The organism is Bacillus sp. FSL R5-0397, from assembly GCF_038593395.1.
GTDB lineage: Bacteria > Bacillota > Bacilli > Bacillales > Bacillaceae > Bacillus > Bacillus altitudinis.
This window is the reverse complement of the sequence record NZ_CP151992.1, coordinates 2,675,234-2,690,522: the sequence shown is the minus strand read 5'-3', so window position 1 is coordinate 2,690,522 and position 15,289 is coordinate 2,675,234. Positions and strand designations below refer to the sequence as shown.

The following is a 15,289-nucleotide window of genomic DNA, read 5'->3' as shown; positions in this document are numbered from 1 at the left end:
CAAGTGATTGTGGAAAAGAGAAGGTTCCCGTCGCCACATCCGCATATTCACTTATATACAGTGACATATGAGGCCGATGGACTTCGGATGAAGGGGCTGCTCGCTGAACCGGCCGGAGAAGGTCTCTATGACGGTTTTTTATATTTACGGGGCGGCATTAAAAATGTGGGAATGGTTAGACCTGGCCGAATTGTGCAATTTGCTGCGCAAGGGTTTGTCGTCTTTGCGCCCTTCTACCGAGGGAATCAAGGAGGCGAAGGGAACGAGGATTTTGCCGGAGAAGACCGGAAAGATGCATTTGCTGCATTTCAGCTGTTGAAACATCATCAAAAGGTGAAGCAGGAGCGCATTCATATCTTTGGTTTTTCCCGCGGCGGAATTATGGGCATATGGACCGCTGTTGAAATGAAGCATGAGGCCGCTTCCTTTGTGACATGGGGAGGCGTAAGTGATATGAAGCTCACCTATGAAGAACGTGTGGATATGAGAAGAATGATGAAGCGTGTGATAGGAGGTCCTCCGCATAAGGTACCAGAAGCATATGAGGCTAGAACGCCTTTGAATCATGTGCACCAAATTGAAGCACCTGTCCTAATCATTCATGGGGAGCTGGATGAGAATGTATCCATTGAGCATGCCTATTTATTAGAAGATGCACTGCGTCAGCATGGCAAATCTGTGGAAACATGGTATTTTCACGGATATCATCATTATTTCCCGCCACAGCATAACCGGGAGATTGTCAGACGGCTGACGACATGGATGCACAGCCGAAAAGGCGGAAATGTGGTAAAATAAACGGTAGAAAGAAATATAGAAAGTAGGGGGATTTTCATTATGGGAATGCCTGTTGAATTTAATACAATGATTGTCACAAAAGGAAAAGAGACAAGAATTGAAGAAAATGTGTTTGAGCTCATGAAGGAAGGGTACCGCATTTATCCATTAAATATTCCGCTTGAGGTGCGTAAAACGAAAGACGGAGAAAAAACGGGAACAGCACATGTTGAAAAGCTGGAGCTCACAGACAATGTCACGAAGGTGACGTACCGTCTTGTGTCATTACATTCAACGAACTAAAAAAGCTGAGGGATCATTCCCTCAGCTTTTTCCTTTTGATTAGACGAGTGGTCCGCCTTTTGCTTCAATATCACTTGCTGCATGGCTGAATTTTTTGAAGTTCTTTTTAAATTCATTTGCAAGGAAGTTTGCTTTTTCTTTGTAAGCCTCTTGATCGTCCCATGTTTTAGCAGGCTGAAGCACTTCATCTGGCACTCCTGGAATATGAAGCGGGATGTGTAATCCGAAGATGTCGTCAGTGATCATTTCAGCGTTGTCAAGATCTCCTTCGATCGCTGCCTGCACCATTGCTCTTGTATGAGCAAGATTCATTCGTTTGCCCGTACCGTAGCCGCCGCCAGTCCAGCCTGTATTCACAAGGAATACTTTTGCGCCGTGCTCATCGATTTTTTTACCAAGCATTTCAGCATAGACATGAGCAGGAAGTGGCAAGAATGGTGAACCAAAGCAAGTAGAGAACGTTGTTTCTGGTGACGTCACGCCACGCTCAGTTCCCGCTAATTTACTTGTGTAACCGCTCAAGAAGTGGTACATGGCTTGTTCTTTCGTTAAACGGCTGATTGGAGGTAAAACGCCGAATGCATCAGCTGTTAAAAAGACGATGGCAGATGGGTGACCTGCAATACTTGGTTTCACGATGTTATCAATCATTTCGATTGGGTAAGCCGCACGTGTATTTTCAGTAAAGAATGTGTCATCATAATCTGCTTCACGTGTTTCTTCATCAAGTACTACATTTTCAAGCACTGATCCGAAGCTGATGGCTTTGTAAATTTGTGGTTCTTTTTCTTCACTTAAGTTCACACATTTTGCATAGCATCCGCCTTCAATATTGAAGACACCTGTGTTAGACCAGCCGTGCTCATCGTCTCCAATCAGCTTGCGGCTTGCACTTGCAGAAAGCGTCGTTTTTCCAGTACCTGAAAGGCCGAAAAATAAAGCAACATCGCCTTCTTGACCGACGTTAGCAGAGCAGTGCATTGATAAAATATCTTGTTCAGGAAGCAGGTAGTTCATAACAGAGAAAATGGATTTTTTCATCTCACCTGCATATTCTGTTCCACCGATCAGAATCGTCCGTTTTTCAAAAGAAACGATAATAAACGTTTCAGAGTTTGTGCCATCTGTTTCAGGATCTGCTTTAAAGTGAGGTGCAGATAAGATGGTGAAAGGTTTTTCGTTTGATGATGGTGTTGATCCATCAGGTCTGATGAATAGCTGCTTTGCAAAAAGATTGTGCCAAGCGAATTCATTTACAACTGTAATTGGCATACGGTATTTTTCGTCAGCACCGGCAAAACCATCAAAGACAAATAGTTCATCACGTTCTTTTAAGTATGACACAACCTTTGTATATAAACGATCAAATGCCTCTTTCGAGATCGGTTGATTCACTTGACCCCAATCAATTTTATGTTCAGAGTTTTCTTCTTTTACGATGAATTTATCTTTAGGCGAACGTCCAGTGTAGGCACCCGTTGTGGCGCGCACAGCACCAGTTGAAGTTAAAACGCCTTCATTACGTGCCAAAATCTTTTCAACAAGTTTCGGAACAGATAAATTTTGGTGCGTATTTTCTAATGAGAGCAATGACTGCAAATCTTCTTTTAAATCCACTGAGTTCATAAAAAAACCCTTCCTTTACCGTTGAATTTGTTTGTTTTGATTAGTATAACACATTGATAATAATAGTCTATACTATTTAAACATTTTTGTGTGTGTTTTTTCATTTCTGCTATGAAAATATGCTTTTTGGTGATGCTAATGATGAGGTGAAAAAAAGGGGAGATAATTCCTATGAACCATTGACATGACGCAAGGGTTTAAGATAAGATATCTTATTGAACGGATACTCTTATCCCGAGTTGGTGGAGGGACAGGCCCGATGAAGCCCAGCAACCGGTTTCTTATGAAAAAGGCATGAACATGCTGAGAAACCAAGGTGCTAACCTGATGCAAGGTACAAGAACACCTTGAGCGATAAGAGTGAAAGGCATGCGATCTCAGACCCTTTCCTCGCAATGAAGGAAATGGTTTTTTTATTTTTGGGATATCATATGAACAAATTGCCAATAACATCTCTAATATAAACATGTTGAAATATAAGAGGGAACGAGTTCCGTATCATATTGGAGGCCTCATCTTGGGATGATGTGGTCTTGTACAGGAGGAAATAGCCATTATGAGTCAAAATCGTCGTTTATTTACTTCAGAATCAGTGACCGAAGGACATCCAGATAAAATCTGTGATCAAATTTCAGACAGCATTTTGGATGAAATTTTAAAGAAAGATCCAAATGCACGTGTTGCCTGTGAAACTTCTGTAACAACCGGTCTCGTATTAGTAAGCGGTGAGATTACAACGTCTACTTATGTCGACATTCCAAAGACGGTGCGTGACACGATTAAGGAAATTGGCTACACACGTGCGAAATATGGTTTTGATGCGGAAACATGTGCGGTTCTTACATCAATTGATGAACAGTCTGCTGATATTGCGCAAGGTGTAGACAAAGCGCTTGAAGCACGTGAAGGAACAATGACTGAAGAAGAAATTGATGCGATCGGTGCAGGTGACCAAGGTCTGATGTTTGGTTTTGCAAACAACGAAACTGAAGAGCTTATGCCACTGCCGATTTCTCTTGCACATAAATTATCTCGCCGTTTAACAGAAGTACGCAAGAATGAAACACTTGCATACCTTCGTCCAGACGGAAAAACTCAAGTAACAGTTGAATATGATGAACAAAACAAACCAGTTCGTATTGATACGGTGGTTATTTCTACACAGCATGCACCAGAAGTGACGCTTGAACAAATTCAAAGCGACTTAAAAGAGCATGTCATCCGCCCTGTCGTTCCAAGTGAACTGATCGATGAAGAAACAAAATACTTCATCAACCCAACAGGCCGCTTTGTCATCGGTGGACCTCAAGGGGATGCTGGTTTAACTGGACGTAAAATCATCGTTGATACTTATGGCGGGTATGCTCGTCACGGTGGCGGTGCTTTCTCTGGTAAGGATGCAACGAAGGTTGACCGTTCGGCAGCATATGCGGCTCGCTATGTAGCGAAAAACATCGTAGCAGCTGGTCTTGCAGATTCATGTGAAGTGCAGCTTGCTTATGCAATTGGTGTTGCACAGCCTGTCTCCATTTCAATTGATACATTTGGAACAGGCAAAGCCTCTGAAGAGAAATTAATTGAAGTGGTACGTGCAAACTTTGATCTTCGTCCAGCTGGCATTATTAAAATGCTTGACTTACGTCGACCGATCTATAAACAAACCGCTGCATACGGTCACTTTGGCCGTCATGACTTGGATCTTCCATGGGAAAAAACGGATAAAGCCGACACGCTTCGCAAGGAAGCATTAGGAGAATAACAACATACAAAACCGCTTATTTTAAGCGGTTTTCCTTTTGATTAAAAAAAATTCTACAAAAAGCGTAAAAATGTGAAACAAAATTGGACAAAATACTGTCTAATTATAGGTCTACTTTTAAGAAATAACATAACGTGGAGGCAATAATATGTGTGGGTTTGTTGGTGTATTTAATCACCGTCCATTGTCCGAAACTACTGAGCAGGAAGAGTTAATTAAGCAAATGAATCGTCTCATCGTTCATCGAGGTCCGGATGATGAGGGGTACTTTCATGATGAGCATGTAGGATTTGGATTTAGACGTTTAAGTATTATAGATGTTGAACACGGAAAGCAGCCGCTTTCTTATGAAGATGAAAAATATTGGATTATTTTCAACGGAGAAATTTATAACTATGTGGAGCTGAAAGAAGAGCTTGTGAAAAAAGGCTATACGTTCAGCACAGATTCTGATACGGAAGTCCTTCTTGCCACATATCGCCACTATAAAGAAGAAGCGGCATCGAAGCTTCGCGGGATGTTTGCATTTTTAATTTGGGATAAAGAAGCGCAGTTATTATATGGCGCAAGAGATCCTTTCGGCATTAAACCGCTCTATTTTACACAAATGGATGACCAAGTGTACTTTGCTTCTGAACGCAAAAGCTTAATGGCTGTGAATGAGAACATTTTATTTGATGAGACTGCTTTGCAGCAGTACATGTCTTTTCAGTTCGTTCCTGAGCCAAATACACTTGATCAAAAAGTGCACAAAGTCGAGCCAGGTCATCAGTTTACACTGCGTCCAGGCCAAGACATTGCATTTAAGACTTACTGGAAAGTTCAATTCAAACCTGAACAAACACAAGAGCAGAAATTAGTAGAAGAAGTACGTGATGCTATCTATGATTCTGTAAAAGTCCACATGAGAAGTGATGTGCCTGTTGGTTCATTCCTATCAGGTGGGATCGATTCTTCTTTCATCGTGTCGGTCGCAAAGGAATTTCACCCTGAACTGAAGACATTCTCTGTTGGTTTCCAGCAGGATGGATTCAGTGAGGTAGATGTAGCAAAAGAAACAGCTGATAAGCTGGGATTGCAAAACTTTAGTGCTGTGATTTCTCCTGAGGAATATATGAATGAGCTTCCAAAGATCGTCTGGCATTTAGATGATCCTTTGGCTGATCCAGCGGCGATTCCATTGTATTTCGTGGCAAAAGAAGCGAAAAAACAAGTCACAGTTGTTCTTTCAGGTGAGGGAGCAGACGAGCTATTCGGTGGATATAATATTTACCGTGAGCCGCTGTCTCTAAAGCCTTTCGAATCTGTACCATCCATGCTGAAAAAGCTTCTTCTTCGTCTGGCTCGTTTAATGCCAGAAGGAATGAAAGGGAAAAGCTTTATCGTTCGCGGCTGTACGCCATTAGAGGAACGTTATATCGGCAATGCGAAAATCTTTGAAGAGCCAGTAAAGAAAAACCTCTTAAAGCAGTATGATCCGAACATCACGTATCGAGACGTGACGAAAACATACTTCGAGGAAAGTGCAGGCTACAGCGATATTAACAAAATGCAATATGTTGATATCCATACGTGGATGCGCGGGGATATCTTGCTGAAAGCAGATAAGATGACAATGGCGAATTCTCTTGAGCTTCGTGTTCCATTCCTTGATAAGGTCGTATTTGAAGCAGCTTCTAAAATTCCAGAAGAGTTGAAAACGAAAGACGGTACAACGAAATATTTATTGCGTAAAGCAGCAGAAGGCATTGTACCGGACCATGTGTTAAACCGTAAAAAACTAGGTTTCCCTGTGCCAATTCGTCATTGGCTGAAAAATGAGATGAACGCTTGGGCGAAAGATATCATTAAAAACAGTCAGACAGATGAATACATTAACAAGGCATATGTTCTTGATTTATTAAATGATCATTGTGCTGGAAAAGCAGATCATAGCCGTAAGATTTGGACTGTCCTGATCTTTATGATCTGGCATAGCATCTATGTAGAGCGCAGCATTGATCCAGAGCAGTTGAATCACCAGCCGAAAGAAGTTATTTTTAGCTAATGAAAAAGGTTTTCAGCTTTGTGCTGAAAACCTTTTTTGTCATGATAGAAAGTAGTGGAAAAGGGTAAAATAACAAGCGGTACACAGTTATTGCTTAATATCCTGAAAAAAACATGATAAAGTGAAGATACATGTATGATGTTAACGCGATAAAAGGGAACGATAGTATTGTCCTTTTTCTACATATTCTCTGCGGATACGATCCATGTCTTGGATATCTTCATCTGTTAACTGGCGAACGACTTTGGCTGGACGGCCAAAAGCGAGTGAACCTTTTGGGATGACTTTTCCTTGCGGGACAAGGCTACCTGCACCAATAAAGGCTCCTTCGCCAATTTCCGCACCATCGAGAATGATGGATCCCATGCCAATGAGGGCATTTTTTCGAATGATAGAGCTATGTAATGTGACTTGGTGTCCAATGGTAGCACCATCTTCAATAAGAAGTGTTTTTCCAGGACTTTGATGCAGACAGGATAAGTCTTGAATGTTGACGTTTTTTCCAATTCTCACAGGAGCTACATCGCCTCTAATGACCGTTTGGAACCAAACGCTTGAATATTCTCCAATTGTGACATCACCTGTAATGGTGGCGTTTTCTGCAACAAAGACCGATTCATGAATCTCAGGTGTAAACTGATGATATGGATAAATCACTTTTTCGACTTCCTTTCTTAATACAACATTTGTGAGGTGTTTACTTTGTGGACTTGGCATGCTGAAAGACCGGTTGGTACAATTGTCATTGTACATGGTGCTAGTGAATATCATGGCCGATATAAATGGCTGATCGAAATGTGGCGAAATGCAGGCTATCACGTCGTCATGGGTGACCTGCCTGGGCAAGGGACATCGACACGTGCGAGAGGCCACATTCGTTCTTTTCAAGAATACATTGATACAGTGGATGAATGGATTGAACATGCGAAGTCGTTCAGACTTCCGACATTTTTACTTGGACATAGTATGGGGGGACTGATTTCGATTGAATGGTTCAAGCAGTATACCCATACGAAGATTGATGGCCTTATTTTATCATCACCTTGTTTAGGTCTGCAATTTAAACCAAAGAAGCTGATGGATTTTGCGTCAAAAGGGCTAAATGTGCTGGCGCCGTCTTTTAAAGTCGAATCCGGGCTGTCGATCGAACTTGCCACACGGAATCAAGATGTGATAGAGGCAGATTCCAATGATTCGCTTTATGTGACGAAGGTGTCGGTTCGCTGGTATCGAGAACTGGTGAAAAATATCGATGCGGCGATGCAGCCTACGAATGTTTTTCGGTCGATTCCACTCCTGCTCATGCAGGCAGGCGATGACAAGATTGTAGATAAAACAAGAGTGATGAAATGGTTCAATGGCATTGAATCAACCAATAAATCATACCGTGAATGGGAAGGGCTTTATCATGAAATTTTTAATGAGCCCGAGCGAGAAGATGTGTTTAAGGCGGCAAGAGCCTTTACTGATCAATATATTTGATTGTGAGCTTAAGTTGGGGGTGGATTGATTTGTCAGTACCAGAACGTCCTTTTGCACTGATGACGAAGGTGTATAAAGATATTTTTCCGCTAGTTCATCAGGAGCTAAAAAAGTGGCGGGCTCATGCAGAAATGATTGAAAACGAAGAACTGAGAACGCAGGCACTAGCGAGCATATCCAGTAAAACCTTTCACTGTGAAGGCGGGGGAATTTTATCTCTGCTTGCGGGGGAAGCGAAGGAAACGTGTATTGAATTCATTGTGGCGTACCAAACGATTAGCGATTACTTAGATAATTTGTGTGACCGCAGTACATCACTTGATCCAAAGGATTTTCATATGCTGCATCAGGCAATGAGAGATGCACTCGATATTCATGCGGAGCTTAAGCCGTATTATCAATTCCGTGATGATCAAGAGGATCATGGGTACCTGCATGCGCTAGTCAGGACGTGCCAAGATGTGCTGTCACGTCTAGCACATTATCCGATCATTCAGCCCTATTTACATACGCTGTGTGATTATTATAGTGATTTACAAGTACATAAGCATGTGGTTCCTCATGAGCGTGAACCTCGATTAGAGTCATGGTTCCGCCAGTATGAAAAGGATTTACCGAAGATGGAGTGGTATGAGTTTTCCGCATGTGCAGGATCAACGCTGGGCATTTTCTGTCTTGTGGCTTATGCACTGCAGCCTGATTTTACAGAGAAGCAGGCGAAGCAAATTTACGAAAGCTATTTCCCTTATATTCAAGGTCTGCACATCTTACTGGACTATTTAATCGACCAAGAAGAGGACAGGCTGGAAGGCGATTTGAATTTTTGCTCGTACTACAACTCTCATCATGAGATGATGGATAGACTACAGCATTTTATTGAAAAAGCGGATGAACAGTTGAAAGGCATTCCACACGAGAATTTTCACAAACTAATCAATAGAGGGTTACTTGCGGTCTATTTGTCTGATGAAAAAGTGACAGCCCAAAAAGAGATGAACAAGCTGGCAAAGCGGTTGATCAAATCAAGCGGGAAAACATCGTTCTTTTTCTATATCAATGGCAGAGCCTATCGAACCTATCAGAAAATGCCTTGGATGAAATCTTCTTAACGTATAAAATAAGCTCATCAGCTTGTAGAAAATGTTTTTCTACAAGCTTTTTTGTTTTGAACTGTTTCGCTTTGGACCATGTACAGTTCTTTTATGATTACAATCCTCTTATTTGCTGCCGATATTATTCTTAGTGTACGAAAAATAGGAGAAAAGTATGGATATAATGAATCGAATCTACTCCTTATGACGTATATTTGTTGAAAAACTTAAAAAAGGGGAAGGTCGAATATGTCATTTTTTAAAAAGTTTGCAGCAAGTGTAGGAATCGGTGCAGCAAAAGTGGATACAATTTTGGAGAAAGATGCGTATGAACCGGGAGAAGAAGTAAAGGGAACAGTCCATGTGAAGGGCGGAAAAGTGCCTCAAGATATTCGCTATATTGATTTAAAGTTGAAAACATGGTACACCATTGTAAAAGATGATGAAGAGCAACGAAAACACACAACCATCCATTCTGTCCGAGTGACTGAATCATTCACGATTCAGCCTGCGGAAGCTCAGCAGTTTACATTCTCGTTTCACCTTCCTCTTGATACACCAATGACTGTAGGTAAAGTAGAGGTGGCTGTTGTGACAGACCTTGATATTCAAGGTGGTATTGATAAATTTGATCATGACCGCATTTTTGTAAACGCACACCCTTGGGTGAATCGTGTGCTTGAAGCTGTTGGAAACTTAGGCTTTCACCTTCATGAAGCAGACTGCGAAGAAGCACCTTATTTTAGGCGCCGCCTTCCCTTTGTTCAAGAATTTGAGTTCATACCGACTTCCGACTATTATCGTCAAATGCTTGATGAGTTAGAGGTGATTTTCTTCATTGATGAAGAGGGGCTAGATCTCATTTTTGAAGTCGACCGTAGAGCAAGGGGGCTGCGTGGCTGGCTGGAAGAAATGTATAATGACGGAGAACAGCTTGTACGTGTCCGCTTTACTCAATCAGAGCTTGCAGATGCAGAAGAGCTGGAAGTAGTGCTTGAAGAAATCATTGACCAATACGCTTATTAAATAATAAAACTCAAATCCATTAAGAGGATTTGAGTTTTTTTTCGATGGCTACCACGAAGGGCGGATCGTTTTGAATATTCATGTATTGATAAGATATCACCTGTACTTCTTCGTGATGGAGTGTTTTGCAATAATCAAGGAGGATGTCCTTCTCTTTTTTTCCTTCGGGGTGCCCGTGGTAAATCACAAGAACGATCAGACCACCAGGCTTAAGCCAATCCATGAGCTGTTTGATCGCTTCAATGGTCGTATGTGCCTGAGTCGTGACGGTTTTATCGCCTCCTGGTAAGTACCCAAGATTGAACACTGCACCAGATATATGGCCATAAGCATCCGCTGGCAGATGCTCAGCAAGTTGTTCATGTCCGTCATGGATCAGGTGAACGTTTGGATAGTGCTCACCAAGTCTTTTGCTTGTTTGCTCAATGGCTTCCTTCTGTACATCGAATGCGAAAACTTGTCCATCTCTCCCGACAAGGTCAGCTAAATAGCGTGTATCATGGCCATTTCCCATCGTTGCATCAATGACAATATCGCCTTTTTGACAAGCACGTTCTAACAGCTCTTTACTAAAAGGGAGCATCCGTTTTAAAATCATTTTGCCGCTTCTTCCAATCTGACGAAGCGTTTGCCCTGGTAGCTGTTACGTCTTTCAAGCTCAGCATTAATGGCATTAAGCACTTCCCATTTATTCACACTCCACATTGGACCTACCATTAATTCAATGGGACCATCGCCTGTAATACGATGAATAATCATTTCTGGGGGCAGGATCTCCAGCTGATCACAGACAAGCTGGACATATTCCTCTTGGCTGAGAAATTCTAGTTTGCCTTTCTCATATTGCTTTACCATCGGTGTTCCTTTTAACAGGTGAAGTAGATGAATTTTAATTCCTTGCACATCTAAATCAGCGACAGCTTTTGCTGTCTCCATCATCATATCTCGGTTTTCAAGAGGAAGACCGTTGATGATATGTGAACAGACTCGAATGCCATGTTTTCGCAGTTTTTCTACACCTTCTACGTAGCATTCATAATCATGAGCACGGTTGATGAGCATCGCTGTCCGCTCATGCACAGTTTGTAGGCCAAGTTCAACCCATAAATACGTCCGTTCGTTTAATTCAGCTAAATATTCCACCACGTCATCTGGCAGGCAATCAGGTCTTGTGGCAATCGATAAACCAACCACTCCATCCAGATTCATGACGGTTTCGTATTTTTCTTTTAAAACAGGAAGCGGCGCATGTGTGTTTGTGTAAGCTTGGAAATACGCCATGTATTTTCCGTCTTTCCATTTTGTATGCATCCGATCCTTGATTTCATTAAATTGAGTGATGAGATCATCCGCCCGGTTCCCTGCAAAATCACCAGATCCTGCTGCGCTGCAAAATGTGCAGCCTCCATGTGCGACAGTACCATCACGGTTTGGACAATCAAAGCCGCCGTCTAATGCGACTTTAAATACTTTATGACCAAAGTGCTCACGCAAATGATAATTCCATGTGTGATAACGTTTTTCGCTGTTTGAATATAAAAAAGGGTTATGCTGATCCAAGTCAGTAACCTCCTTGCATAATAATAGGCATCCTTAAAGTTTAACAAAAATCACGAAAGAGGACAATTGAATCTGTCCAACATTTTCTTTAGTGAAAAAGCTTTACGTGGGCAAAATAGGCGAGAGCAATGATGAAATGGAGGGATGGCTAGATGGCAACTAGAAAATCAATCGATGAATTTGTCCAAAAAAGCACTGAGACTCTTGAGTTTGCAAGCGAACAGTTTGATTTGAGCTCTCGCCAAGAACATTATAACGTAGAAGAATTTTCAAAAGCGCAGCTCATGCTTGAGGATGCGGTGAATGAATTAGAAAAGTTAAAAGATGTCGCCAATGATCAGCAAAGAGAACGTTTAGACAGAACGCGTGTACAAATTCAAAGTCTGCAAAACCAAATGATTTTAGGTATTTCATACGAGAACGAATGATGAACAGATCCTTCTTTTAAGGGTCTGTTTTTATTTTTTGGCTGTTTTCGCAAAGATTGTTGTTTTTGGATATATATTTGTAATAGGTTTTTGTTCTGTTAAAGTATGTTATATATAGAAATTGCAAATATCTTCAAGGGGGTAGAAGAAATGTTGGAGACTCTTCCTGATTGGTTTTGGGCATTATATTACTTGTTTTTCTTAGCAACATTAGGAACCGCAATATTCAGTGTTGTGAAAAATAAACATAGGGGATTGTCCATTCTAACCATTGTATTTACTGTTACAATTCCGATTATTAGCCTGATAAATAGCATTGGTAGAGTAGAAGGCATGAATGAATTTGAACACTTATTTAGTCAATTGCGACAGGGTGCAGTTTGGTCTATCTTTACAGTTATAGGCTATATATTTTTATTAGTATGGTGGGTGCTAATCCTGTTCAAAAGCAAGTCCAAAAACAAAGTAATAGTATCTAATTAAAACATTGTAGAGACCTCAATATTCGGGGTCTTTTATTATGCACTTTTTCAGGCAATTATGAAAGTTATGAACGTGTTGAACACCCTAAACCAGAAGCAAACCTGGCTTCCGAAAGCTTTTAAGTAGCTTCGTCATTTTATCTGGTTCGTCTGCCTATTTTTTTCTAGAGTCTCTTGACTTTTCAATTAAGTGTCTATATTGTATTAAGTGTACTACATCAACTAATACACTACAGACACTTAAACGTGAAGAAAGGTGTTTAACCATGAAAAAAGAAAAAAAACCAATCAATTTAAAGTGGATGGTGCTGGCTGTTGCGTTAGCATGTACATTTTTTTTCGTTCTCGTTTTCATTGGTTTTGAAGTTCAAAAAGATTTTATTCCAAATTCGGTCCCTTTAATGCAAGGACATGATCAAGCGATAGGACTGCAAAAGCATGAATGAGAAAAGAGGGAGCCATCATGATTCAAATAGATCCAAGAAGCGCTGCACCAATATATGAACAAATCATTGAGCAGTTAAAAATTTTGTGCTTAAAAGGCGTGATGAAACCAGGTGACAAACTGCCCTCTGTGAGAGAGCTTGCCACCATTATTATTGCGAATCCAAACACCGTCAGCAAAGCGTATAAAGAGCTTGAACGGGAAGGAATTATTGAAACATTAAGAGGCCGTGGAACGTATGTGACAGAAGGTGCACAGTTAAAGCTGAATGAAGGGAAGGTGTTAGAGATGAAGGAGCAATTAAGGCAACTCATTATTGAAGCTCATTATGCCGGTATTGATATTCATCAACTCAAAGAGTGGCTGGAGGAGATCAGCTCAAGTCTAAAAGGAGGAAAACAAGTTGATTGAGGTCAGAAATGTATCAAAGAAATTAAATGGACGCGAAGTACTCAGCAACGTTTCCTTCAAGATAGGCGAAGGAGAGATCTTTGGTCTGCTTGGCCGGAATGGCTCTGGTAAAACAACACTTCTTCGCTTGATTCAGCAAATCCTTCTTCCAGATGAAGGAGAGATTTATTTTAAAGATGTACTCGTAAAAGACCACCCGTTAGTGAAGCAAAATATTGTGTATATGCCAGTCGTAAATCCCTACTTTGACCGGTACAATTATGGACAGCTTGTGAAGCTGTTAAAACAACTGTATCCAAAGTTTGACGTGACATATGCCAATGAGCTGGTGAACCGGTATGAGATTCCGGAAAAAGTGAAATACCGTGAATTGTCGACAGGTTTAAAGAAGCAGCTATCCCTCATTTTAAGTTTTGCCATCAAACCAGCAGTCATTTTGTTAGATGAGCCGACAGACGGGATTGATGCAGTCACAAGAAATGACGTTCTTCAGCTGATGATTGACGAGGTGGCAGAACGACAAACAACGATTTTAATTACATCTCACCGTTTAGAGGATATTGAGCGTATGTGTAACCGAATCGGGTTTTTGGAAGGAAATCAGCTCACAAGTGTTATGGATTTAGACGAATTAAAGAATGACTACGTTAAAATCCAGATGGCATTTGAAGAGGATATGAACTTAAGTATTAGAAAAAAAGGCGTTGCCATTTTAGATCAAGCGGGTGTGTTCTATACAGCACTTGTACTCAAAACAGATGAAGAAGCAAAAGAGTATTTGAAATCGCTTGAACCAAAAGTGTGGCATGAACTGCCTGTAAATTTAGAAGAAGTATTCATTGCGAAGTTTGGAGGGAAACGCAGATGGTAAAGCGGCAATTGTTATATAAGGAATGGAAGCAGTCTGAGCTGACATTCATTTTAGTGATGCTTGTTGCGGTATTTGCGACGCCATTATCCTTTTTAATGGAATACTCATCCTTTCAAGATTGTTTAGAAAACCGAGAATGTCTAATGGATACAACAACATTCACTTATATTTTTAAGACGGACGCATTTCTCTCACTTTCATGGGTCATGGGAATATTTTTTGCTGTGATTCAGCTAGGATTTGAAAGAAATAAAGGGCAGATGGACTTTACCGTATCCTTGCCGTTTAGTAGAAGTTCCATCTTTCACACAAAGTTTTTCTTAGGTGCTGGAATTATTGCAAGTGTTCATGCTGTTTCATACCTTCTCATTTATTTATTAAAATTAGGTCTTGGGCCAATAGAGACACCTGGATTTAACAGTCATTATTTCTCTGCGTTGTTGTCAGCCTTGATGATCTATAGTTTGTTTTTTGCAGCAGGTGCTTTAACAGGGAGTGCTATTTCTCAAGCAATCGTTGGATTTAGTACAGCTATTTTACCTTACTTAGTGATTGGTTTACCAATCCTTCACTTAGATTTTATCTTTAAAACAAGCGGGATGTGGCTGGATAAAATCTTTAATTTTTTGATCACGCCCATTTCCCCCATTACTTATATTACAGCTAACAGTTTTTATCAGGAATATCGGCTTTGGTTCAATGGTGAAGAATACATCGTTCCAATTGTCATGATGTTGCTATTTTACCTTATTGGCTTGTTTAGCTTTATTAAACATCCAATTGAACGAAATGGCCGATTCTTCCTTTATTCAATAATGGATCGCCCAATTCAAATTATGGTGATCGTGTTTGGCGTCTTAGGGTTTGGCTGGGTTGGTTTCTCCTCAGATTCATTAATTGGATATTTTGTTGGGATGTGCATCGGTGGAGCTGTAGGCGCACTGACGAGTTATTTCTTAATCTATCGAAAAAGATAAACAG

At 40.8% G+C, this 15,289-nt stretch carries 17 protein-coding genes and 1 riboswitch; of the genes, 13 read left to right on the top strand and 4 right to left on the bottom strand.

Annotation, left to right across the window (positions count from 1 at the left end):
• Positions 1-3 precede the first annotated feature (3 nt).
• Both NSQ70_RS13720 and NSQ70_RS13715 read left to right on the top strand, forming a co-directional pair.
• The gene (locus NSQ70_RS13720) at positions 4-798 is read left to right on the top strand and encodes a prolyl oligopeptidase family serine peptidase (protein ID WP_017367901.1); all 795 of its coding nucleotides are present in this window, start codon (positions 4-6) and stop codon (positions 796-798) included.
• Between the two features lie 39 nt (positions 799-837).
• A complete protein-coding gene (locus NSQ70_RS13715; RefSeq protein WP_003217584.1) occupies positions 838-1,080 on the top strand; it encodes a DUF2584 domain-containing protein in 243 nt (80 codons plus the stop codon).
• A 39-nt stretch (positions 1,081-1,119) separates the two neighbouring features.
• Here the strand turns inward: NSQ70_RS13715 and pckA are convergent, their stop codons facing one another.
• Positions 1,120-2,706, bottom strand: a complete 1,587-nt coding sequence (pckA, locus tag NSQ70_RS13710) for a phosphoenolpyruvate carboxykinase (ATP) (RefSeq protein WP_007501908.1) — start codon at positions 2,704-2,706, stop codon at positions 1,120-1,122.
• Positions 2,707-2,932: 226 nt separating this feature from the next.
• Positions 2,933-3,067: riboswitch (SAM riboswitch) on the top strand.
• A gap of 195 nt (positions 3,068-3,262) precedes the next feature.
• Here pckA and metK point away from each other — a divergent pair.
• Positions 3,263-4,465, top strand: coding sequence for a methionine adenosyltransferase (gene metK, locus NSQ70_RS13705; RefSeq protein ID WP_008342973.1), 1,203 nt, complete (start codon positions 3,263-3,265; stop codon positions 4,463-4,465).
• A 148-nt stretch (positions 4,466-4,613) separates the two neighbouring features.
• Positions 4,614-6,512, top strand: coding sequence for an asparagine synthase (glutamine-hydrolyzing) (gene asnB, locus NSQ70_RS13700; RefSeq protein WP_008342976.1), 1,899 nt, complete (start codon positions 4,614-4,616; stop codon positions 6,510-6,512).
• A gap of 141 nt (positions 6,513-6,653) precedes the next feature.
• Here asnB and NSQ70_RS13695 read toward each other — a convergent pair whose 3' ends face one another.
• On the bottom strand, positions 6,654-7,169 hold the full coding sequence (locus NSQ70_RS13695; protein WP_008342977.1) for a gamma carbonic anhydrase family protein: 516 nt from the start codon (positions 7,167-7,169) through the stop codon (positions 6,654-6,656).
• 45 nt (positions 7,170-7,214) lie between these two features.
• Here NSQ70_RS13695 and NSQ70_RS13690 point away from each other — a divergent pair, with 45 nt between their 5' ends.
• The 3 genes from NSQ70_RS13690 (at position 7,215) to NSQ70_RS13680 (ending at position 10,111) form a co-directional block, all read left to right on the top strand.
• Positions 7,215-7,994 carry an alpha/beta hydrolase gene (locus tag NSQ70_RS13690; protein ID WP_019743683.1) on the top strand — a complete coding sequence of 260 codons (780 nt, stop codon included), beginning with the start codon at positions 7,215-7,217 and terminating at the stop codon, positions 7,992-7,994.
• A gap of 29 nt (positions 7,995-8,023) precedes the next feature.
• Positions 8,024-9,103: a tetraprenyl-beta-curcumene synthase family protein gene (locus tag NSQ70_RS13685; protein ID WP_017358359.1), complete on the top strand. Its 1,080-nt coding sequence runs from the start codon at positions 8,024-8,026 to the stop codon at positions 9,101-9,103.
• 231 nt (positions 9,104-9,334) lie between these two features.
• Positions 9,335-10,111, top strand: coding sequence for a sporulation protein (locus tag NSQ70_RS13680; protein ID WP_025207838.1), 777 nt, complete (start codon positions 9,335-9,337; stop codon positions 10,109-10,111).
• A 19-nt stretch (positions 10,112-10,130) separates the two neighbouring features.
• On the opposite strand, the gene NSQ70_RS13675 is transcribed toward NSQ70_RS13680, so the two are convergent.
• Positions 10,131-10,709 (bottom strand): class I SAM-dependent methyltransferase, encoded by a 579-nt coding sequence (locus NSQ70_RS13675; protein ID WP_017367896.1) that lies wholly within the window; start codon positions 10,707-10,709, stop codon positions 10,131-10,133.
• The gene (locus NSQ70_RS13670) at positions 10,706-11,671 is read right to left on the bottom strand and encodes a TIGR01212 family radical SAM protein (RefSeq protein WP_017358356.1); all 966 of its coding nucleotides are present in this window, start codon (positions 11,669-11,671) and stop codon (positions 10,706-10,708) included. Before NSQ70_RS13670 ends, NSQ70_RS13675 begins: the two co-directional genes overlap by 4 nt.
• A gap of 152 nt (positions 11,672-11,823) precedes the next feature.
• Between NSQ70_RS13670 and NSQ70_RS13665 the strand changes: the two genes are divergently transcribed.
• The 6 genes from NSQ70_RS13665 to NSQ70_RS13640 all read left to right on the top strand — a co-directional run bounded on the left by NSQ70_RS13665 (position 11,824) and on the right by NSQ70_RS13640 (position 15,285).
• Positions 11,824-12,099: a YtzC family protein gene (locus NSQ70_RS13665; protein ID WP_017367895.1), complete on the top strand. Its 276-nt coding sequence runs from the start codon at positions 11,824-11,826 to the stop codon at positions 12,097-12,099.
• Positions 12,100-12,249: 150 nt separating this feature from the next.
• Positions 12,250-12,582: a hypothetical protein gene (locus tag NSQ70_RS13660; protein WP_061419967.1), complete on the top strand. Its 333-nt coding sequence runs from the start codon at positions 12,250-12,252 to the stop codon at positions 12,580-12,582.
• 265 nt (positions 12,583-12,847) lie between these two features.
• On the top strand, positions 12,848-13,027 hold the full coding sequence (locus tag NSQ70_RS13655) for a hypothetical protein (RefSeq protein ID WP_008342991.1): 180 nt from the start codon (positions 12,848-12,850) through the stop codon (positions 13,025-13,027).
• Between the two features lie 17 nt (positions 13,028-13,044).
• Complete coding sequence (locus NSQ70_RS13650; protein ID WP_024719312.1) at positions 13,045-13,437, top strand: GntR family transcriptional regulator; 393 nt, start codon at positions 13,045-13,047, stop codon at positions 13,435-13,437.
• The gene (locus NSQ70_RS13645; RefSeq protein WP_007501894.1) at positions 13,430-14,308 is read left to right on the top strand and encodes an ABC transporter ATP-binding protein; all 879 of its coding nucleotides are present in this window, start codon (positions 13,430-13,432) and stop codon (positions 14,306-14,308) included. Before NSQ70_RS13650 ends, NSQ70_RS13645 begins: the two co-directional genes overlap by 8 nt.
• Positions 14,302-15,285 (top strand): ABC transporter ATP-binding protein, encoded by a 984-nt coding sequence (locus NSQ70_RS13640; protein WP_041093384.1) that lies wholly within the window; start codon positions 14,302-14,304, stop codon positions 15,283-15,285. Before NSQ70_RS13645 ends, NSQ70_RS13640 begins: the two co-directional genes overlap by 7 nt.
• Positions 15,286-15,289: the final 4 nt, after the last annotated feature.

What these genes read in the sequence shown, in the direction of transcription:
- NSQ70_RS13715 (WP_003217584.1), top strand. Translation starts at nt 838, where the DNA reads ATGGGAATGCCTGTTGAATTTAATACAATGATTGTCACAAAAGGAAAA.
- pckA (WP_007501908.1), bottom strand. Translation starts at nt 2,706, where the DNA reads ATGAACTCAGTGGATTTAAAAGAAGATTTGCAGTCATTGCTCTCATTA.
- metK (WP_008342973.1), top strand. Translation starts at nt 3,263, where the DNA reads ATGAGTCAAAATCGTCGTTTATTTACTTCAGAATCAGTGACCGAAGGA.
- asnB (WP_008342976.1), top strand. Translation starts at nt 4,614, where the DNA reads ATGTGTGGGTTTGTTGGTGTATTTAATCACCGTCCATTGTCCGAAACT.
- NSQ70_RS13680 (WP_025207838.1), top strand. Translation starts at nt 9,335, where the DNA reads ATGTCATTTTTTAAAAAGTTTGCAGCAAGTGTAGGAATCGGTGCAGCA.
- NSQ70_RS13675 (WP_017367896.1), bottom strand. Translation starts at nt 10,709, where the DNA reads ATGATTTTAAAACGGATGCTCCCTTTTAGTAAAGAGCTGTTAGAACGT.
- NSQ70_RS13665 (WP_017367895.1), top strand. Translation starts at nt 11,824, where the DNA reads ATGGCAACTAGAAAATCAATCGATGAATTTGTCCAAAAAAGCACTGAG.
- NSQ70_RS13660 (WP_061419967.1), top strand. Translation starts at nt 12,250, where the DNA reads ATGTTGGAGACTCTTCCTGATTGGTTTTGGGCATTATATTACTTGTTT.
- NSQ70_RS13655 (WP_008342991.1), top strand. Translation starts at nt 12,848, where the DNA reads ATGAAAAAAGAAAAAAAACCAATCAATTTAAAGTGGATGGTGCTGGCT.
- NSQ70_RS13650 (WP_024719312.1), top strand. Translation starts at nt 13,045, where the DNA reads ATGATTCAAATAGATCCAAGAAGCGCTGCACCAATATATGAACAAATC.
- NSQ70_RS13640 (WP_041093384.1), top strand. Translation starts at nt 14,302, where the DNA reads ATGGTAAAGCGGCAATTGTTATATAAGGAATGGAAGCAGTCTGAGCTG.